At 62.2% G+C, this 14816-nt stretch carries 14 protein-coding genes and 1 riboswitch; of the genes, 3 read left to right on the plus strand and 11 right to left on the minus strand.

Annotated features, from left to right (window positions below):
* Window positions 1-76: 76 nt before the first annotated feature.
* Window positions 77-138: riboswitch (Fluoride riboswitch) on the minus strand.
* A 91-nt stretch (window positions 139-229) separates the two neighbouring features.
* The gene (trhA, locus tag AC1PPK_RS18430) at window positions 230-874 is read right to left on the minus strand and encodes a PAQR family membrane homeostasis protein TrhA (protein ID WP_481114471.1); all 645 of its coding nucleotides are present in this window, start codon (window positions 872-874) and stop codon (window positions 230-232) included.
* Between the two features lie 152 nt (window positions 875-1026).
* Here trhA and AC1PPK_RS18435 point away from each other — a divergent pair, with 152 nt between their 5' ends.
* Window positions 1027-2829 (plus strand): PHA/PHB synthase family protein, encoded by a 1803-nt coding sequence (locus tag AC1PPK_RS18435; RefSeq protein WP_481114472.1) that lies wholly within the window; start codon window positions 1027-1029, stop codon window positions 2827-2829.
* Window positions 2830-2835: 6 nt separating this feature from the next.
* On the opposite strand, the gene AC1PPK_RS18440 is transcribed toward AC1PPK_RS18435, so the two are convergent.
* The 9 genes from AC1PPK_RS18440 to AC1PPK_RS18480 all read right to left on the minus strand — a co-directional run bounded on the left by AC1PPK_RS18440 (window position 2836) and on the right by AC1PPK_RS18480 (window position 10093).
* Entirely contained in the window at window positions 2836-3393 is a 558-nt protein-coding gene (locus AC1PPK_RS18440) for a Dps family protein (RefSeq protein WP_481114473.1), read from the minus strand.
* 606 nt (window positions 3394-3999) lie between these two features.
* On the minus strand, window positions 4000-4431 hold the full coding sequence (locus AC1PPK_RS18445; protein WP_481114474.1) for a PRC-barrel domain-containing protein: 432 nt from the start codon (window positions 4429-4431) through the stop codon (window positions 4000-4002).
* Between the two features lie 130 nt (window positions 4432-4561).
* Window positions 4562-5143 (minus strand): hypothetical protein, encoded by a 582-nt coding sequence (locus AC1PPK_RS18450; protein WP_481114475.1) that lies wholly within the window; start codon window positions 5141-5143, stop codon window positions 4562-4564.
* 396 nt (window positions 5144-5539) lie between these two features.
* Complete coding sequence (arsA, locus tag AC1PPK_RS18455) at window positions 5540-7288, minus strand: arsenical pump-driving ATPase (protein ID WP_481114476.1); 1749 nt, start codon at window positions 7286-7288, stop codon at window positions 5540-5542.
* Window positions 7289-7304: 16 nt separating this feature from the next.
* Window positions 7305-7682 carry an arsenite efflux transporter metallochaperone ArsD gene (arsD, locus tag AC1PPK_RS18460; RefSeq protein WP_481114477.1) on the minus strand — a complete coding sequence of 126 codons (378 nt, stop codon included), beginning with the start codon at window positions 7680-7682 and terminating at the stop codon, window positions 7305-7307.
* Window positions 7683-7701: 19 nt separating this feature from the next.
* A complete protein-coding gene (gene arsB, locus AC1PPK_RS18465) occupies window positions 7702-8769 on the minus strand; it encodes an ACR3 family arsenite efflux transporter (protein ID WP_481114478.1) in 1068 nt (355 codons plus the stop codon).
* A 2-nt stretch (window positions 8770-8771) separates the two neighbouring features.
* The gene (locus AC1PPK_RS18470) at window positions 8772-9185 is read right to left on the minus strand and encodes an arsenate reductase ArsC (RefSeq protein ID WP_481114479.1); all 414 of its coding nucleotides are present in this window, start codon (window positions 9183-9185) and stop codon (window positions 8772-8774) included.
* Between the two features lie 24 nt (window positions 9186-9209).
* Window positions 9210-9719 carry an arsenate reductase ArsC gene (locus AC1PPK_RS18475; protein ID WP_481114480.1) on the minus strand — a complete coding sequence of 170 codons (510 nt, stop codon included), beginning with the start codon at window positions 9717-9719 and terminating at the stop codon, window positions 9210-9212.
* The gene (locus AC1PPK_RS18480; RefSeq protein ID WP_481114481.1) at window positions 9716-10093 is read right to left on the minus strand and encodes an ArsR/SmtB family transcription factor; all 378 of its coding nucleotides are present in this window, start codon (window positions 10091-10093) and stop codon (window positions 9716-9718) included. Before AC1PPK_RS18480 ends, AC1PPK_RS18475 begins: the two co-directional genes overlap by 4 nt.
* Before the next feature lie 180 nt (window positions 10094-10273).
* Between AC1PPK_RS18480 and AC1PPK_RS18485 the strand changes: the two genes are divergently transcribed.
* Window positions 10274-10564 (plus strand): hypothetical protein, encoded by a 291-nt coding sequence (locus AC1PPK_RS18485; RefSeq protein WP_481114482.1) that lies wholly within the window; start codon window positions 10274-10276, stop codon window positions 10562-10564.
* Between the two features lie 161 nt (window positions 10565-10725).
* Here AC1PPK_RS18485 and AC1PPK_RS18490 read toward each other — a convergent pair whose 3' ends face one another.
* Window positions 10726-11409 (minus strand): hypothetical protein, encoded by a 684-nt coding sequence (locus AC1PPK_RS18490; RefSeq protein ID WP_481114483.1) that lies wholly within the window; start codon window positions 11407-11409, stop codon window positions 10726-10728.
* Window positions 11410-11726: 317 nt separating this feature from the next.
* Between AC1PPK_RS18490 and AC1PPK_RS18495 the strand changes: the two genes are divergently transcribed.
* Window positions 11727-14609: an adenosylcobalamin-dependent ribonucleoside-diphosphate reductase gene (locus tag AC1PPK_RS18495; protein WP_481114484.1), complete on the plus strand. Its 2883-nt coding sequence runs from the start codon at window positions 11727-11729 to the stop codon at window positions 14607-14609.
* Window positions 14610-14816 lie beyond the last annotated feature (207 nt).

Raw genomic sequence — 14816 nt, forward strand, 5'->3', positions numbered from 1 at the left:
TTGTCCGAGTACGAGTTGGGGAGCTGGACAAGCGAACAGGCGTAAAAAATGCCTGCACCGCCCGGCTTGACCAGGAATCGATGCAGGCATCATCAGCCCCGAGGGCGGTTAAGGAGGAATGCCATCTCCACTGGCCGGATTCTAACCGAGGCACAGGCGGATCCGGAAGAGGCATGAAACATGACGCTACCGCTCACGCCCGGGGCCCTCAAAGCAGAAACCTGAGGGATCAGCCGGCGTACCCGAGCACGGCAAAGAAATGGCAGGTCGTCCCAGCCATCACGAACATATGCCAGATGAAGTGGCCGAACTTGAGGCGAGCGTCGGTCAGGTAGAAGGCCACTCCGCCCGTATAGGCCAGGCCTCCGGCGACCAGCCACGCCAGCCCAGTCTGGGAGACTCTCTCGATCAGTGGCACGGCAGCAATCACCACTAGCCAGCCCATAACCAGGTAGAGCCCCGTAGACAGGTAAGGGTTTGACAGGCGATCGAAGGCCTTCAGCACCAGACCGACAGCCGCCAGTCCCCAAACCAGGCCAAGGAGGGTCCAGCCCCAGGCTCCGTCGAGAACACCCAGGGCAAAGGGTGTGTAGCTTCCGGCAATGAACAAGTAGATCGCACCATGATCCAGCTTGGCCAAACGGCGCTTCGTCCTGTCCTTGTGGGCCGGGATCGCGTGGTAGAGCATTGAGCTGAAGTACAGCATCACCATGGTGACTGCGAAAACACAGGCACCAAATATGTTCGCGGCCCTTCCCTGCTGCGCACTGGCGGCAATCAGATCCGGCGCTGCAGTCAAAGCCAGGATGAAGCCCAGCCCATGGCTGATGCTGTTGGCAGCCTCCTCGGCGGCCGATTGGGGGCGATCACGCATCTTGCCTCTCCCTTGAAGATGAAGCGGCAGCACGCATACCGGCATGGGCGGTTGAGCGGCTGGATGGCAACTTCATCACTATGCGGCGGTTAGCCATGGCCCTCTGTGCGCTGACGCACTCAAATGCACCCAAGGTGCGCTGCCATACAGACATGAAATGGTTGCAGGGCAATGCTCGCTGCAGTCGATCACCCCAGGAAAACATATTCCCGATGAAACATGTTCCCACCACCGAGATTCCCTTGCCAGGCGGCAATCTCGACCGCCTCGCCCACGCTCAGCTCGCCCATCTGACAGGTGGTATCTCGCCCGCAGCACTGGTCATGGCCTTCGAAGACTGGCTCATGCACCTCTCACACAATCCAGCAGAACAGGCCAAGCTCGCCCAGGAGCTTGTCAATGCCTTCATGCAGCTTCCCAACCGTTTGCAGCAGTCCCCCCGCCCACCCGGCACTCTGGGTCTTGATCCATTCCTGCCTGATCGCCGTTTCACCCACCCTGGCTGGCAGACCTGGCCGTTCAATGTGTTGAGCCAGTCCTTCCTGCTCACTGAAGAGTGGTGGAAAAAGGCAACGACCGGCGTGCGCGGCGTATCACCTCATCATGAGAACGTCGTCAACTTCACCGTCAGGCAACTGCTGGACATACTGTCGCCGGCCAATTTCCTGTGGACCAATCCGGAAGTGCTGGAGCGCACCGCTCGAACCGGTGGCGCCAATCTGGTCCAGGGCCTGCGCAATCTTATGGCTGATATACAGCGCCAACAGTCGAAGTCCGGACCACCGGGGGCACAGGCCTCCCGGGTTGGGCGCGAGGTGGCGGTCACACCAGGCCAGGTGATCTTCCGGAACAGCCTGATCGAGCTCATCCAGTATGCCCCTTCCGTTCCGCAAGTGCGGCCCGAGCCGATCCTGATCGTTCCGTCATGGATCATGAAGTACTACATACTCGATCTCTCTCCAGGCAACTCCTTGATCCGTTATTTGGTGGGCCAGGGGTATACGGTGTTCACCATTTCGTGGGCCAATCCTGGCCCCGAAGGTCGTGACCTGGGCATGGATGACTACCTGCACCTGGGGGTGATGGATGCGCTCGATGCGATCACCGCGGTGGTGCCAGGACAAGGGGTCCATGCCACGGGCTATTGCCTGGGCGGCACCCTTCTGGCAATTGCTGCAGCCGCCATGGGACGCGACGGCGACGAGCGCCTGGCCTCGGTGTCGATGCTGGCGGCACAGACCGACTTCACGGAGCCGGGAGAGATGGCTTTGTTCATAGACAACAGCCAGGTCAGCTTCCTGGAAGACATCATGTGGGACCAGGGATACCTGGACACCACTCAGATGGCCGGCGCCTTCCAGCTGCTCAATTCCCGTGATCTCGTGTGGTCGCGACTGCTGAAGGACTACCTGTTGGGCGATCGCCATCCGATGAACGACCTCATGGCGTGGAACGCCGACGGAACCCGCCTGCCCTACCGCATGCACACCGAGTACCTGCGACGCCTGTTCCTCAACAACGATCTGGCCAGCGGCCGCTACCCGGTGGGCACGCAACCTGTGGCGCTGACGGACTTCACCTGTCCGATCTTCTGCGTTGCCACCCTGCGGGACCACGTCGCGCCATGGCGTTCGGTGCACAAACTGCACTTGCTCGCCGACGTCCCCATCACCTTTCTACTCAGTTCAGGTGGTCACAACGTGGGCATCGTCAATCCGCCCGGCGTCCCCGGTCGCAGCTACCAGATTCTCACCCGCCCCCGCGATGGCCGCTATTTCAACCCTGACGCATGGCTCATGGCAGCCCCCACCCACGAGGGCTCCTGGTGGCCGGAATGGATCACATGGCTCAATGCCCATTCAGGCCAGCCCGCCGCACCGCCGTCGATGGGCAACACTGCTGCCGGCCTGTCCTCCTTATGCGCCGCACCCGGCACATATGTTCGGCAAGTTTGATCAGGACTACTCGCCCTGCGGCGGACTCGACTGATCCGTACGGCTCGCTTCGAACAGGAACCATGTACGTCTTTCCGCCTCGTCGATCCACACTTCAATCAGGCTGGCCGTCGCGATATCCCGGTGCTCGACACATAAATCATGCACTTCACGAAAATGTGCAACAAGCATGACGTTGTCCGTGCAGAGTTCGGCCAGCATCTCGAGAGGCTCCACGTACTCGGCATCATTGTCCGAAACCCGCTGCAGGCGGGAAATGTGTCCGATCGATCGCAGCGTATTGCCCCCCAGCTTGCGGGTCCGTTCGGCGATCGGATCGGTCATCGCGTAGAGCTGGTCTGCCTGTTCGTCCAACAAGAGGTGGTAGTCCCGGAAATGAGGACCACTCATGTGCCAGTGGAAATTCTTGGTCTTCAGGTAAATGCTGAACACGTCCGCGAGGATCGCATTCATGGCCCCGGCAATTTCCCGGGTGGCCTTGCCTTTCAGATCGGTGGGCGTTGCGAGCACGACATGAGGTCTTTCCATGAGGGTCTCGGTCTTGATGTCATCGCGCTTGCTCATGCTTTCGTCCTTATCAATGGCGATCCTGTGACCGCAATACCTGCACGGTTCAGTCCTTGCCGTCTCGAATGATGGCGACGCGCTGCCGGCCTACATCATCTCGGCCCGGCGCATGGATGACCTGAACCGCATCCGGAGATGAAGCGAACTGCACCGGATCCATGACCGTCCCCTCCGGCATTGGCTGCACCAAGACATCGTCAACCGAGTGCCTGACGTGATAATCAGGCCTGGCCCGGAGGAATGTCCTGCGGGGTGCCACGGGGTCAAGCTCCTCGCACGGCGGGGTGCATATCGAGATTTCACTCGGTATGCGCTGTTCGATAGACTGGGTCATATGCACCTCTGGCTTAATTCCGTGACCTGCGGTAGTACAGGTCATACGGTGAGGGAACAATGCCCGTGATCCTGTGACATGTCGGTACGCCATCGCACTAACGAGAATGTAAAATTCCCCTTCACGCGGACCGGCACGACAAGAGCCTGCGGGCAGGCAGAAGCGAAGGGGCGAATGGTAGGGCAATGGAAGCCGGTGTGTTCAGCCTTGCCGCAGGCAAGATGTTGCTCGTGCGTCTGCACACGTAGTGCTTATGCGGGCCTTGCGTACTAGACCGAGTACATGGCTTTGCCGTAGTAGGCGTGGATATCCTCAGCCCATGCCGGGTTGGCCATGTCGGGCCATTTGTCTTTGTCGAATCCCGGAGCACGCTCAAGTCGCTCTTTCTCCACGTCAAGCACGAAACGCTTGTTCATGGTGTCAAGGGTCAGGGCCTCCCAAGGTATGGCAAAGAGCTTGTCACCAATGCCAATGAACCCTCCGAAGGAAAGCACCGCATAGGCAATTCGCCCCGTCCGCATATCCAGCATGATCTCCTTCACTTCACCCAGCATCTCGGCCTTGCGGCTATACACATCGTTACCGATCAGCGTGTCGGCTCCCATCAGCGCCGGCCCGGGCCCCTTCCCCGCGTCGTCCCCGATTCCGCCGCTGATATTGGCCTTGTAGATGCCGTAGTGGTCGCGCTCTTCATAGTTCATAACAACCTCCTGATCATTCGCTTGGGGAAGATAGTCAGAACGTCATGCCAAGCCGATGGCGCTCCCGGAACCACGATAGACACCCTGCAAGGCGTCGTCTGTTGGTTAGGGCACACCCGAGACCGGCGGCTCAGGGGGTCTCGGTGCTCTCGGTAGGCACGCCATCACGACCTCGGAATGAGGCTTCCAGGGTTGCTCTGACCCGCTCCCTGTCAACGTCGTTATGGGTGTGGACCACCAGGACTGTATTGCCAGCCTGGATGGCATCGGTCACCAATTCAGAAAAACGCCCCTCCTTGCGGTTAGCCCCGACAGCGGCACCGACAATGCCGCCGATGCCCGCAAACCAGCCGAGCATCGCAAGTGGGGCAACGACCGGGGCGGCAACAAACAGGGTCATGCTGGAGAACACGATGGCGAGGGCGCCAAGGGCGCCAATTCCCGTACCCATCACAGTACCGATGCTGCCATCGACCACCATGTCCTTTAGCACATCGTCGCTGAGCTCTCCTGCTACCGGACTCGGGGCTTCATGAACGATCCGGATATCCACAGCAGGAACTCCCTGCTCCTCAAGCAACTGGCGCACACCCTCAGACTCCTCCCGACTTGGATAAACGGCGGAAAATACATGAGACACCCGTTCAGCAGGGTGCTCGGCAGTACCTTGAGAGGAGGCGCGAGTCATACCCGATTCAATCAGATCACTCATGAGAAACTCCTTGTGAGTATTGGTGAATAGCTGGCGCAGGCGCTACCCGGAGGCCCGGGCAATCAAAGCGGGGAAGGACGCCTTCGGGACCGACCACAACAACCCGTCGGATTTACCAATACCTTCCCAAAGAAATTGTCTTACCGGTGCCGGAAGCTTTCAGTGTGCTGGGGTACATAACCGAAAGAAAGTCCGCCGATGTGCGGACCCGAGATAGTGGCCCCCCCAGCAGGGTTGTCCCGAAACGCCCAGAGATTGCTGCAGGTCTTGACGGGAATATTGCGCCGGATGAGCAGTTCAGCTGCGAGATTGTGGGCACCGCGGCGGCTGCAGGCACAGGCATGGTCAGCGCCACCTTGCACGCCCAGACCCAGTGCCCATGCCTATCGGATGCCCTCAACGAACCAGCTGTTCCAATCCAGCCTTGCCCACCGGTTCTTCGGCCAGCCAAGGAATCAACGCACAGCGGCTTGCCAGCTCGTCGCCCACCCGCCGTACGAAGGGCACTTCGTAGCGACCACGCTGGCACAGCAGCGGGTCGGCGGTGCCACTGGCCAGTAGGGACTGGTTGATGACCCAGGCGTAGGGTGTAATGCCGGCCCGGGCCAGGTCGCCCTGCAGGCGCTCGGCCTCATGCACGGGCGTGGCTTCGGGCAGCGTCACGATCAACACATGGGTGTAGGCGGGGTCACGCAACCGTGGCAGCAACTGGCGTACCGACTCCGGCATGTCGCCCTGGGTGCGCATGACCTCCCGGTGATAGGCCTCGGCAGCGTCGAGCAGCAGGATGGTGTGGCCGGTCGGTGCGGTATCCAGCACCACGAAGCCGTCTTTTCCTTCATCCACGGTGCGCGCAAAGGCGCGGAAGACCGCGATCTCCTCGGTGCACGGCGAACGCAGGTCTTCCTCCAGCATCGCCAGGCCACCGGCGTCGAGACTCTTGCCGGCCTTGGCGAGGACTTCCGCGGTGTAGTCGGCGACTTCCCGGCGTGGGTCGATGCGCGTGACGGACAGACCGGGGATGGCCCCGTCCAGCGTGGCCGCCACGTGGGCCGCCGGGTCGGTGGTGGACAGCACGACCTTGCCGCCCCGCTGCGCGAGCGCCACCGCAATCGCCGCCGCGACCGAGGTCTTGCCAACGCCGCCCTTGCCCATCGTCATCACCACGCCGTGGCCGGAACAGGCCATCTCGTCCACCAGGCCGGCAAGGCCCGGCGGCAGCGCGGTGGCCGGCATGTCGTTCGAGGTGGCGTGCGCTGCCGTTTCGGGATGCGCCATCACGCGCAGCGCGTCGAGGCCGACCGTGCCCTTGGGCAGGAACGGAATCGTGCAGCCGGGCAATGCCGCCAATGTTGCAGGCATGCCGGCGAGCGCATCGGCGGCACGTCGCGACATGGCCGTCGCGATGGCGTCGTCCGACTGGCCGACCGCGAAGAGCCCGTTGATGGCCAGCATCTGGTTGCGGATGCCCAGCTCCGCCAGTTCGCCCCGCGTGCGCTCGGCTTCCCGCAGCGAGGCGGCTTCCGCGCGGCTGACCAGGATCACCGTGGTTTCCGCCGCATTCGACAGCCGTGCCACCGTTGCCGCATACAAGGCTTTCTGCTTTTCGAGTCCGGCCAGCGGGCCGAGGCAGGATGCGCCACCGGTGGACGACGAGATGAACTCATCCCAGGCTGACGGCAGGGTCAGCAGGCGCAGCGTGTGGCCGGTCGGAGCGGTGTCGAAGATGACGTGCTCGAAGTCGGCCGTCGCCGCCGGATCGCCGAGCAGCTTGGAGAACTCGTCGAAGGCGGCGATCTCCACCGTGCACGCGCCGGAGAACTGCTCCTCCATGCTCTGGATGGCCGCCGCCGGCAGGATGCCGCGGTAAGGCGCGACCATCCGCTCCCGATAGGCGTGGGCGGCTGCTTCCGGGTCGATGTTGAGGGCACACAGCCCCGGCGCACCGGGAATGCCCGTCGGCACCTGGCCCAGCTGCACGCCGAGCACCTCGTCCAGATTGGACGCCGGGTCGGTGCTCACGATCAGCACCCGCTTGCCGGCCTCGGCCAGGGCCAGGCCGGTGGCGCAGGACAGGGACGTCTTGCCGACGCCCCCCTTGCCGGTAAAGAACAGGTAACGCGTATCGGTGCGTGGGAGGGCCATGATTTGTCTCCTCCGGTCAGCAGCAGCCTGACTTCGGGTCGCAGCAGCCCCCGGCCGCACTGATCTTGATGCGCGGCTTCTCCTCCGTCTTCAGCACGATGCCAAGCTTCTGCACCAGTTGCTGACGGGACGGATACATGCCGGTGGACACGATGTGACCATCCACCGTGACGATGGGCAGGCGTTCCATCCCAGCTTCCATCTCCTTGAGCACCGCGGGGTTGGCGGCGAAGGCCTGGGGTTCCTGACCAAGGTTATGGCGGGCGACCGTCACACCGTGTTCCTCCACCCACTTCAGGTCCGCGGCGAACTGGGCCAGCACCGGGTCCACATCCACACCGCACACGCCGGTCGAACAGCACATGGCTGGATCGAACACTTCAAGCTTTTTCATGATGGTCTCCTCGGAAAATTCAGCGGGCCTCGTACCAGCCCTTCGATGCATTGACGACTTTCACCACCAGCAGCATCACCGGCACTTCGATCAGCACCCCGACCACGGTGGCCAACGCCGCGCCCGACTCGAAGCCGAACAGGCTGATGGCCGCCGCGACGGCGAGCTCGAAAAAGTTGGACGCGCCGATCAGCGCCGACGGACAGGCCACATTATGCTTCTCTCCCACAGCGCGGTTGAGCCAGTAGGCCAGCGCCGAGTTGAAGAAAACCTGGATGAGGATGGGCACCGCCAGCAGCGCGATGACCAGCGGCTGCTCCAGGATGGCCTTGCCCTGGAAGGCGAACAGCAGCACCAGCGTGGCGAGCAGCGCCGAGATGGACCACGGCCCGATCTTCGCCATCGCCGCGTCGAAGGAGGCCTGCCCCTTCGCCAGCAAGGCCTTGCGCCACAGCTGGGCCAGCGCCACCGGAATCACGATGTAGAGCACCACCGAGGTGAGCAGGGTCGCCCACGGCACGGTGATCGCCGAGATACCGAGCAGCAGGCCGACCAGCGGCGCGAAGGCGAACACCATGATCGTGTCGTTCAGCGCAACCTGCGACAGGGTGAACAGCGGATCGCCGTCCGACAGCTTGCTCCACACGAAGACCATCGCGGTGCACGGCGCCGCGGCCAGCAGGATGAGGCCGGCCACGTAGCTGTCGAGCTGGTCTGCCGGCAGCATCGGGGCAAACAGGTTGCGCACGAACAGCCAGCCCAGCAAGGCCATCGAGAACGGCTTGACCAGCCAGTTCACGAACAGGGTCACGCCAATGCCGCGCACGTGCTGCTTCACTTCGTGCAGCGCACCGAAATCCACCTTTACGAGCATCGGGATGATCATCACCCAGATCAGCAGGCCCACCGGCAGATTCACCTGGGCGACCTCCAGACGGCCGATGGTCTGGAAGACGCCCGGTGCGAACTGGCCGAGCGCGATGCCAGCGACGATGCACAGGAAGACCCACACCGTCAGGTAGCGCTCGAAGAAACCCATCGGCGCGCCGGCGGCGACCTTGGCGGTCATTTCACATTGGGCCGACATGCTTACAGCTCCAGCGCGGTGCGAACGACGGGAACCAACTGCTCACGGATCTCGTCGCGCACCCGGACGAAGCTCTCCAGCGGCTCGCCATGAGGGTCGTGGAAAGGCATGTGCATGCGCGGCACCGGGCGCGGGAAGATCGGACAGCTCTCCTTGGCGTTGTCGCAGACGGTCACCACCAGGTCGATGGGCTCATCCATCACCGCGTCGATGGTCTTCGGATGGAGACCTTCGGTGGGCAGGCCGGCGGCCTTCAATGCGGCAATGGCGCCATCGGCTACCTTGGGCTGCGGCAGGGTGCCGGCGGACAGCGCGCGGACCTGGCCGGCCAGTTCGTGATTGAGGATGGCCTCGGCCATCTGGGAGCGACAGGAGTTGCCTGTGCATAGCACCAGCACGGTCTTCAGTTGGGACATGGTCGTATCTCGGAATGGTCGGGCTTATTCGCCGGTCTTGCGAAGGTCGCCAATGGTGTTCAATTCGTTCTGCAGGGACAGCGCATCGAGCTTGCCGATGGGCAGGCTCGCGAACAGCGCGATGCGGCGATTGAGCAAGCGGAAGGCCATCGACACCGCATGGCGCTTGGCCGCCTCGTCCCCCTCGGCCATGGCCGGATCTTCGATGCCCCAGTGGGCCGTCATCGGCTGGCCCGGCCACACCGGGCAGACCTCACCGGCGGCGTTGTCGCAAACGGTGAAGACGAAATCGAGCTTCGGCGCATCGGCCGTTGCGAACTCGTCCCAGCGCTTGCTGCGCAAGCCCTCGGTGGGCAGGCCTTGCTGCCTGAGCAGGTCGAGCACGTACGGATTCACAGCACCATTAGGATGGCTGCCGGCGCTGTAGGCCTTGAAGCGGCCATTGCCGACATGATTGAGAATCGCCTCGGCCAGGATGCTGCGCGCGGAGTTGCCGGTGCAGAGAAACAGGACGTTCAGGGCACGTTCGGTCACGATGATTCCTTTTCGCAAGAAGAGGTGCTGTCGCCGAGCTTCCTGCGCTTCGCAATGGTGTCGCAGGCGGAGGTTTTGGGCAGGCAGGCCTCGCCCTGACAGCAGTTGCTGGTCAGGAAGGCAATGAGCTCGTCCATCGTCGCGTACTCGGCCGCGTAGCGGATGAAGCGGCTCTCCTTCTGTCCCCGGATAAGCCCCACCCGGGTGAGATGGGACAGGTGAAAGGACAGGGTCGGAGCGGGCAGGCCTAGTTTTTCTCCAATCGCGCTGGGGAACAGCCCCTCCGTGCCCGCTTCCACCAGCAAACGGAAGATGCTCAGACGGGACTCGTGGCCCAAGGCAGCGAGAAGCTCGGCGGCGTTAAGTGTTTCCATATTTCAAATATTATAGAAATATCGAAGCAAGAGTGTGAAGGTTTCATTGCAAGACTCGCGATAGCGATCAAGCCATGTGCGCCTTTGCCAGGCGCTTTGTCACGATTTGGTCATCGCCCAGTTCCAAATGTGAAATGTGCACTCCGTACTGTGCGTGTTTTTTCAAGAAATACGATAAAAATGCCGGAGACACTCATCTCAACCAAGCCATCCCCGTCGACACAGGACCTGACCACGCCTGACGACGCGCCCCGCTCCCCGGGCCGCCAGTTGCTGGAAGATGTCCAGGCGCACCAGCTTCAACTCCGTGCCCTACTTGCAGTCACGCTGGACGAACAGGGCTGCATGTTCCGGATCCAGTCGAAAGAAATGCGCGACAGCTTCCTGCTGGCCTGCTCAGTGATGGGCGATGAGGTCCGCCAACTCGCGCAGGTACTGCATACGCGCCTGCAGGCCAGTCATACGACCTGACCCACCTGCAGTTGCATCAGCACGAGCGGAACGAATGACAGCCGCAGCACGAAGATGGTGACCGGCCAGCGTCACCACCGAAGCGGCCGAGCGGGCTCTGCCGGACATCCGGGCCGGCTTCGATCAAAGCAACACCAAATCCGAGGTCGGCCCTGTAGTCGTCATGGCCGCCTCCTCCCACCAGCTGCTTGAAATCCGGTAACGATGCCGTACTCGCTGGTCGGGAATGAAATCCGTGACCAATGGTCGGTTGACTTGAACTCAAAAAATACGCGTGCATTTTTCAATCCATCTCGCTTGCGAGGTGGTTCAGCCTGACCGTGGAGTGGTGGGCCGTACGAAACCCAGTCATTCACTTCGGAGGGGAGGCCGAAGATCTCGATCACCTTTTCTATGGTGAAGCGTTCATCGACAGCTCGAACCGAGGCCGTGATGTTGAAACGCGGTGAATCTAGCTCAGGGAACCTGAGGAATAGATAGCCTGACCGCAAGCCGGTGTATTGCGTGCGCAGAGGCGAAGCGAGTACCGCATCCTCGAATGCAAGGTCCAGGTCTGGGGGCGGTTTCGGCAATGATGTGAATGCGTAGCTGCCAAAGACGCAAGCCAGAGCTTCGGGACTAAAGGATTCGGGTTGGAGAAAGCTTCCCGCTTTCAGCGCTGTCGCGAGGTGCTGGAGCATCTGGGAGGCCGTTGTGGGGATGCCGTGCTCTTTCGACATGCCGCATCCGGACACCCGCTCGATACGGCTTGGTTCGCCGGTTTGAGAACATGCCGGACTTGACAACAGTCCGACGACCAATGCGCTGGCGACTGCCGTCAGCTTGCCAACTGCGGTTCTATGCACGTTTTCTCCTTGCGATCACGCAGTACGCCCCCGCCTGGGCTCACGCTGAATACCCCTACTTGCGAACTGGTTTTTGATCGGCATCCCACAACCCCCTATTTGTTCCGCCAAATCAATGCCCTGGGGTGCTTTGCGGGGAAAACCCCTTGATTTCCCCCGCTAAAAACACTACTAAATGTAGTATAAAATTTCTTTTAATCGCACTGTTGACTTTTATAAGCACATGATTTTAAACAACTAAAATATTTTGCCGATTTTACGCCTTGGAGTAAGCTATGCGCCGCTTCAGATCATTACCAATAAGCCATCCAAGAGCCATGACCGCCACCACAAAAAACGCCAAAGCCCAGCCCGCATCTGCCGCCACGCTCGAATCGCAGGATATCTCCGGCGAAGTTCTGCTCGAGAAATACGCCAAAGGTAACGAGCAGAGTGTTGGCGACGTGCGCGCTCGTGTCGCCCGTGCGCTGGCCTCCATCGAGGTCGAAGAAAAGCGCGCCTTTTGGGAAGCCAAGTTCCTCGAAGCGCAGGAACGGGGCTTCGTGCCTGCCGGCCGCATCAACTCCGCCGCCGGCACCAACCTCGCTGCCACGCTGATCAACTGCTTCGTGCAGCCGGTCGGCGACTCAATCACCGAATCCGTGGATGGCCGCTGCGGCATCTACACCGCCCTCGCCCAGTCCGCCGAGACCATGCGTCGCGGTGGCGGCGTCGGCTACGACTTCTCCTCCATCCGTCCGAAGGGCGCGATGGTGCGCGGCACCCAGTCCAACGCCTCCGGCCCCGTCTCCTACATGCGCGTCTTCGACCGCTCCTGCGAGACCGTCGAATCCGCCGGTTCCCGCCGCGGCGCCCAGATGGGCGTGCTGCGCTGCGACCACCCGGACATCGAGGAATTCATCCACGCCAAGGACCATGGCGACCTGACCAACTTCAACGTGTCCATCGCCGTGACCGATCTGTTCATGCAGGCCGTGGAAACCGATGGCGACGTGGAGCTGGCCCACAAGGCCGAACCGTCCAACGACATCAAGGACGCCGGCGGCTACAAGCGCGAAGATGGCCTGTGGGTGTACCGCAAGGTGCGCGCTCGCGACCTGTGGGATCAGGTCATGCGCTCCACCTACGATCACGCGGAGCCGGGCATCCTGTTCCTCGATCGCATGAACAAGGACAACAACCTTTACTACTGCGAGACCATCGAGGCCACCAACCCCTGCGCCGAACAGCCCCTGCCCTCCTACGGCTGCTGCTGCCTGGGCTCGATCAACCTGACCCTGTACGTGAAGGACGCCTTCAGCGAGAAGGCCAGCTTCGACTTCGCCGGCTTCGCCAAGACCGTCGAAACCTCCATCCGCATGCTCGACAACGTACTCGAAGCGACCCACTGGCCGCTGGAGCAGCAGCACGCCGAAGCCCAGTCCAAGCGCCGCGTCGGCCTTGGCTTCACCGGCCTCGGCAACGCGCTGGCCATGCTGCGCCTGCGCTACGACACAGACGCCGCCCGCGAGATGGCCACCAAGATCTCCGAATTCATGCGCGACCAAGCCTACCTGGCCTCCGTCGAGCTGGCCAAGGAGCGCGGCGCCTTCCCGCTGTTCAATGCCGACATGTACCTGTCCGGCGGCAACTTCGCATCGCGCCTGCCCAACGAGGTGAAAGACAAGATCCGCAAACACGGCCTGCGCAACTCCCACCTGCTGTCCATCGCCCCCACCGGCACGATCAGCCTGGCCTTCGCCGACAACGCGTCCAATGGCATCGAACCGCCGTTCTCCTACACCTACACCCGCAAGAAGCGGATGGCCGACGGCACCTTCAAGGAATACGCGGTCGAGGACTACGCATGGCGCCTGTACAAGCACCAGGGCGGTGACGTTTCCAAGCTGCCCGAGTACTTCGTGACCGCGCTGGAGATCTCCGCCAAGGCCCACAAGGACATGGTCGCGGCCGTCGCCCCGTACATCGACACCTCCATCTCCAAGACGGTGAACGTCCCCGAGGACTACCCCTACGCGGAGTTCGAGAACCTCTACCTGGAGGCCTGGAAGTCCGGCCTGAAGGGTCTGGCCACCTACCGGCCCAACAGCGTGCTGGGCTCCGTGCTGTCCGTTACGCCGAGCACCGAGCAGAAGCAGCCCCACGATCTGGAAATCTCCGACGACACCAACCGCCGCCTGTCCATCAAGAACCTGCCGGCACCGGTGCTGTCCTCCCTGCGCTGGCCGGGCCGCCCGGACCTGCCGGACGGCAACTCCGCCTGGACCTACATGCTCAACACGCCGCAGGGCAACTTCGCGCTGTTCGTCGGCCACATGGACCCGGTCGAAGACAGCGCGTCCAAGGGCGCCTTCCCGTTCGAAGTATGGGTCAACGGTGCCGACCAGCCCCGTGGCCTGGGCGCCGTCGCCAAGACCCTGTCGATGGACATGCGCGCCAACGACCGCGGCTGGCTCAAGCTCAAGCTCGAAGCCCTGGCCAAGACCGTCGGCGAAAAGTCCTTCGAAATGCGCTTCCCGCCCCATGGCGAACAGAAGCTGATGCCGGGCGTCGTGTCCGCCTTCGCCCAGGTGGTGCGCTACCGCTGCGAAAAGCTGGAAGCCCTCGACGGCGAGCTGCCGACTCCGGTGCTCGACAGTGTGTTCTCCCTGCAGGAACCCAAGACCGGCACCGACGGCACGCTGTCCTGGACCGTCGACATCCAGAACCCGGCCACCGGCGAAGACTTCGTGCTCGGCCTGAAGGAAATCACCCTGCCGGACGGCGTCACCCGCCCCTACTCCATGTGGCTGTCGGGCAACTACCCGCGCGCCCTGGACGGCCTGTCCCGCATCCTGTCCCTCGACATGCGCGTGATGGACCCGGCCTGGATCGGCATGAAGCTGCGCAAGCTGATCGACTACCCGGAACCCCTGGGCGACTTCATGGCCTTCGTGCCCGGCACCCGCCGCCAGCAAAACTGGCCGTCCACCGTGGCCTACCTGGCTGCGCTGATCATCCACCGCTACGCGATGCTGGGCGTGCTCGACGAAGCCGGCTACCCGACCCGCGAGATGGGCATCCTCGAGTCACCCCGCGACGACAACGAGCCCAAGCTGATGCAGGGCGCCCTGTGCAACGAGTGCGGCAACCACTCGGTGATCCGCAAGGACGGCTGCGACTTCTGCACCGCCTGCGGCGCGGTGGGCACCTGCGGCTAAGGTGTGCGTTACGCCATAAGTTGAAAGTCTGCAGCGAAGCCGACTAATTCAGCGGAACATCCTGACTCAGGAAGTTCCGCTTTTCTCTTTTTTGGCGGGCAAAGGGGCTCATTCACATATCTGATGAGCGCCCAACAGACCACGGGCAATAATCGATACCCGATGTAAGCTTGGGAGAACAAGGCATCATGAAGCCGATACTGTTGA

It is taken from the genome of Zoogloea sp. JDB1 (genome assembly GCF_056724025.1).

Excerpts from the sequence above, each read along its gene's own strand:
- trhA (WP_481114471.1), bottom strand. The coding sequence starts at position 874 with ATGCGTGATCGCCCCCAATCGGCCGCCGAGGAGGCTGCCAACAGCATC.
- AC1PPK_RS18450 (WP_481114475.1), bottom strand. The coding sequence starts at position 5,143 with ATGAGTGATCTGATTGAATCGGGTATGACTCGCGCCTCCTCTCAAGGT.
- AC1PPK_RS18495 (WP_481114484.1), top strand. The coding sequence starts at position 11,727 with ATGACCGCCACCACAAAAAACGCCAAAGCCCAGCCCGCATCTGCCGCC.
- AC1PPK_RS18485 (WP_481114482.1), top strand. The coding sequence starts at position 10,274 with ATGCCGGAGACACTCATCTCAACCAAGCCATCCCCGTCGACACAGGAC.
- AC1PPK_RS18470 (WP_481114479.1), bottom strand. The coding sequence starts at position 9,185 with ATGTCCCAACTGAAGACCGTGCTGGTGCTATGCACAGGCAACTCCTGT.
- arsB (WP_481114478.1), bottom strand. The coding sequence starts at position 8,769 with ATGTCGGCCCAATGTGAAATGACCGCCAAGGTCGCCGCCGGCGCGCCG.
- AC1PPK_RS18445 (WP_481114474.1), bottom strand. The coding sequence starts at position 4,431 with ATGAACTATGAAGAGCGCGACCACTACGGCATCTACAAGGCCAATATC.
- AC1PPK_RS18435 (WP_481114472.1), top strand. The coding sequence starts at position 1,027 with ATGAAATGGTTGCAGGGCAATGCTCGCTGCAGTCGATCACCCCAGGAA.
- AC1PPK_RS18480 (WP_481114481.1), bottom strand. The coding sequence starts at position 10,093 with ATGGAAACACTTAACGCCGCCGAGCTTCTCGCTGCCTTGGGCCACGAG.
- arsD (WP_481114477.1), bottom strand. The coding sequence starts at position 7,682 with ATGAAAAAGCTTGAAGTGTTCGATCCAGCCATGTGCTGTTCGACCGGC.
- AC1PPK_RS18440 (WP_481114473.1), bottom strand. The coding sequence starts at position 3,393 with ATGAGCAAGCGCGATGACATCAAGACCGAGACCCTCATGGAAAGACCT.
- arsA (WP_481114476.1), bottom strand. The coding sequence starts at position 7,288 with ATGGCCCTCCCACGCACCGATACGCGTTACCTGTTCTTTACCGGCAAG.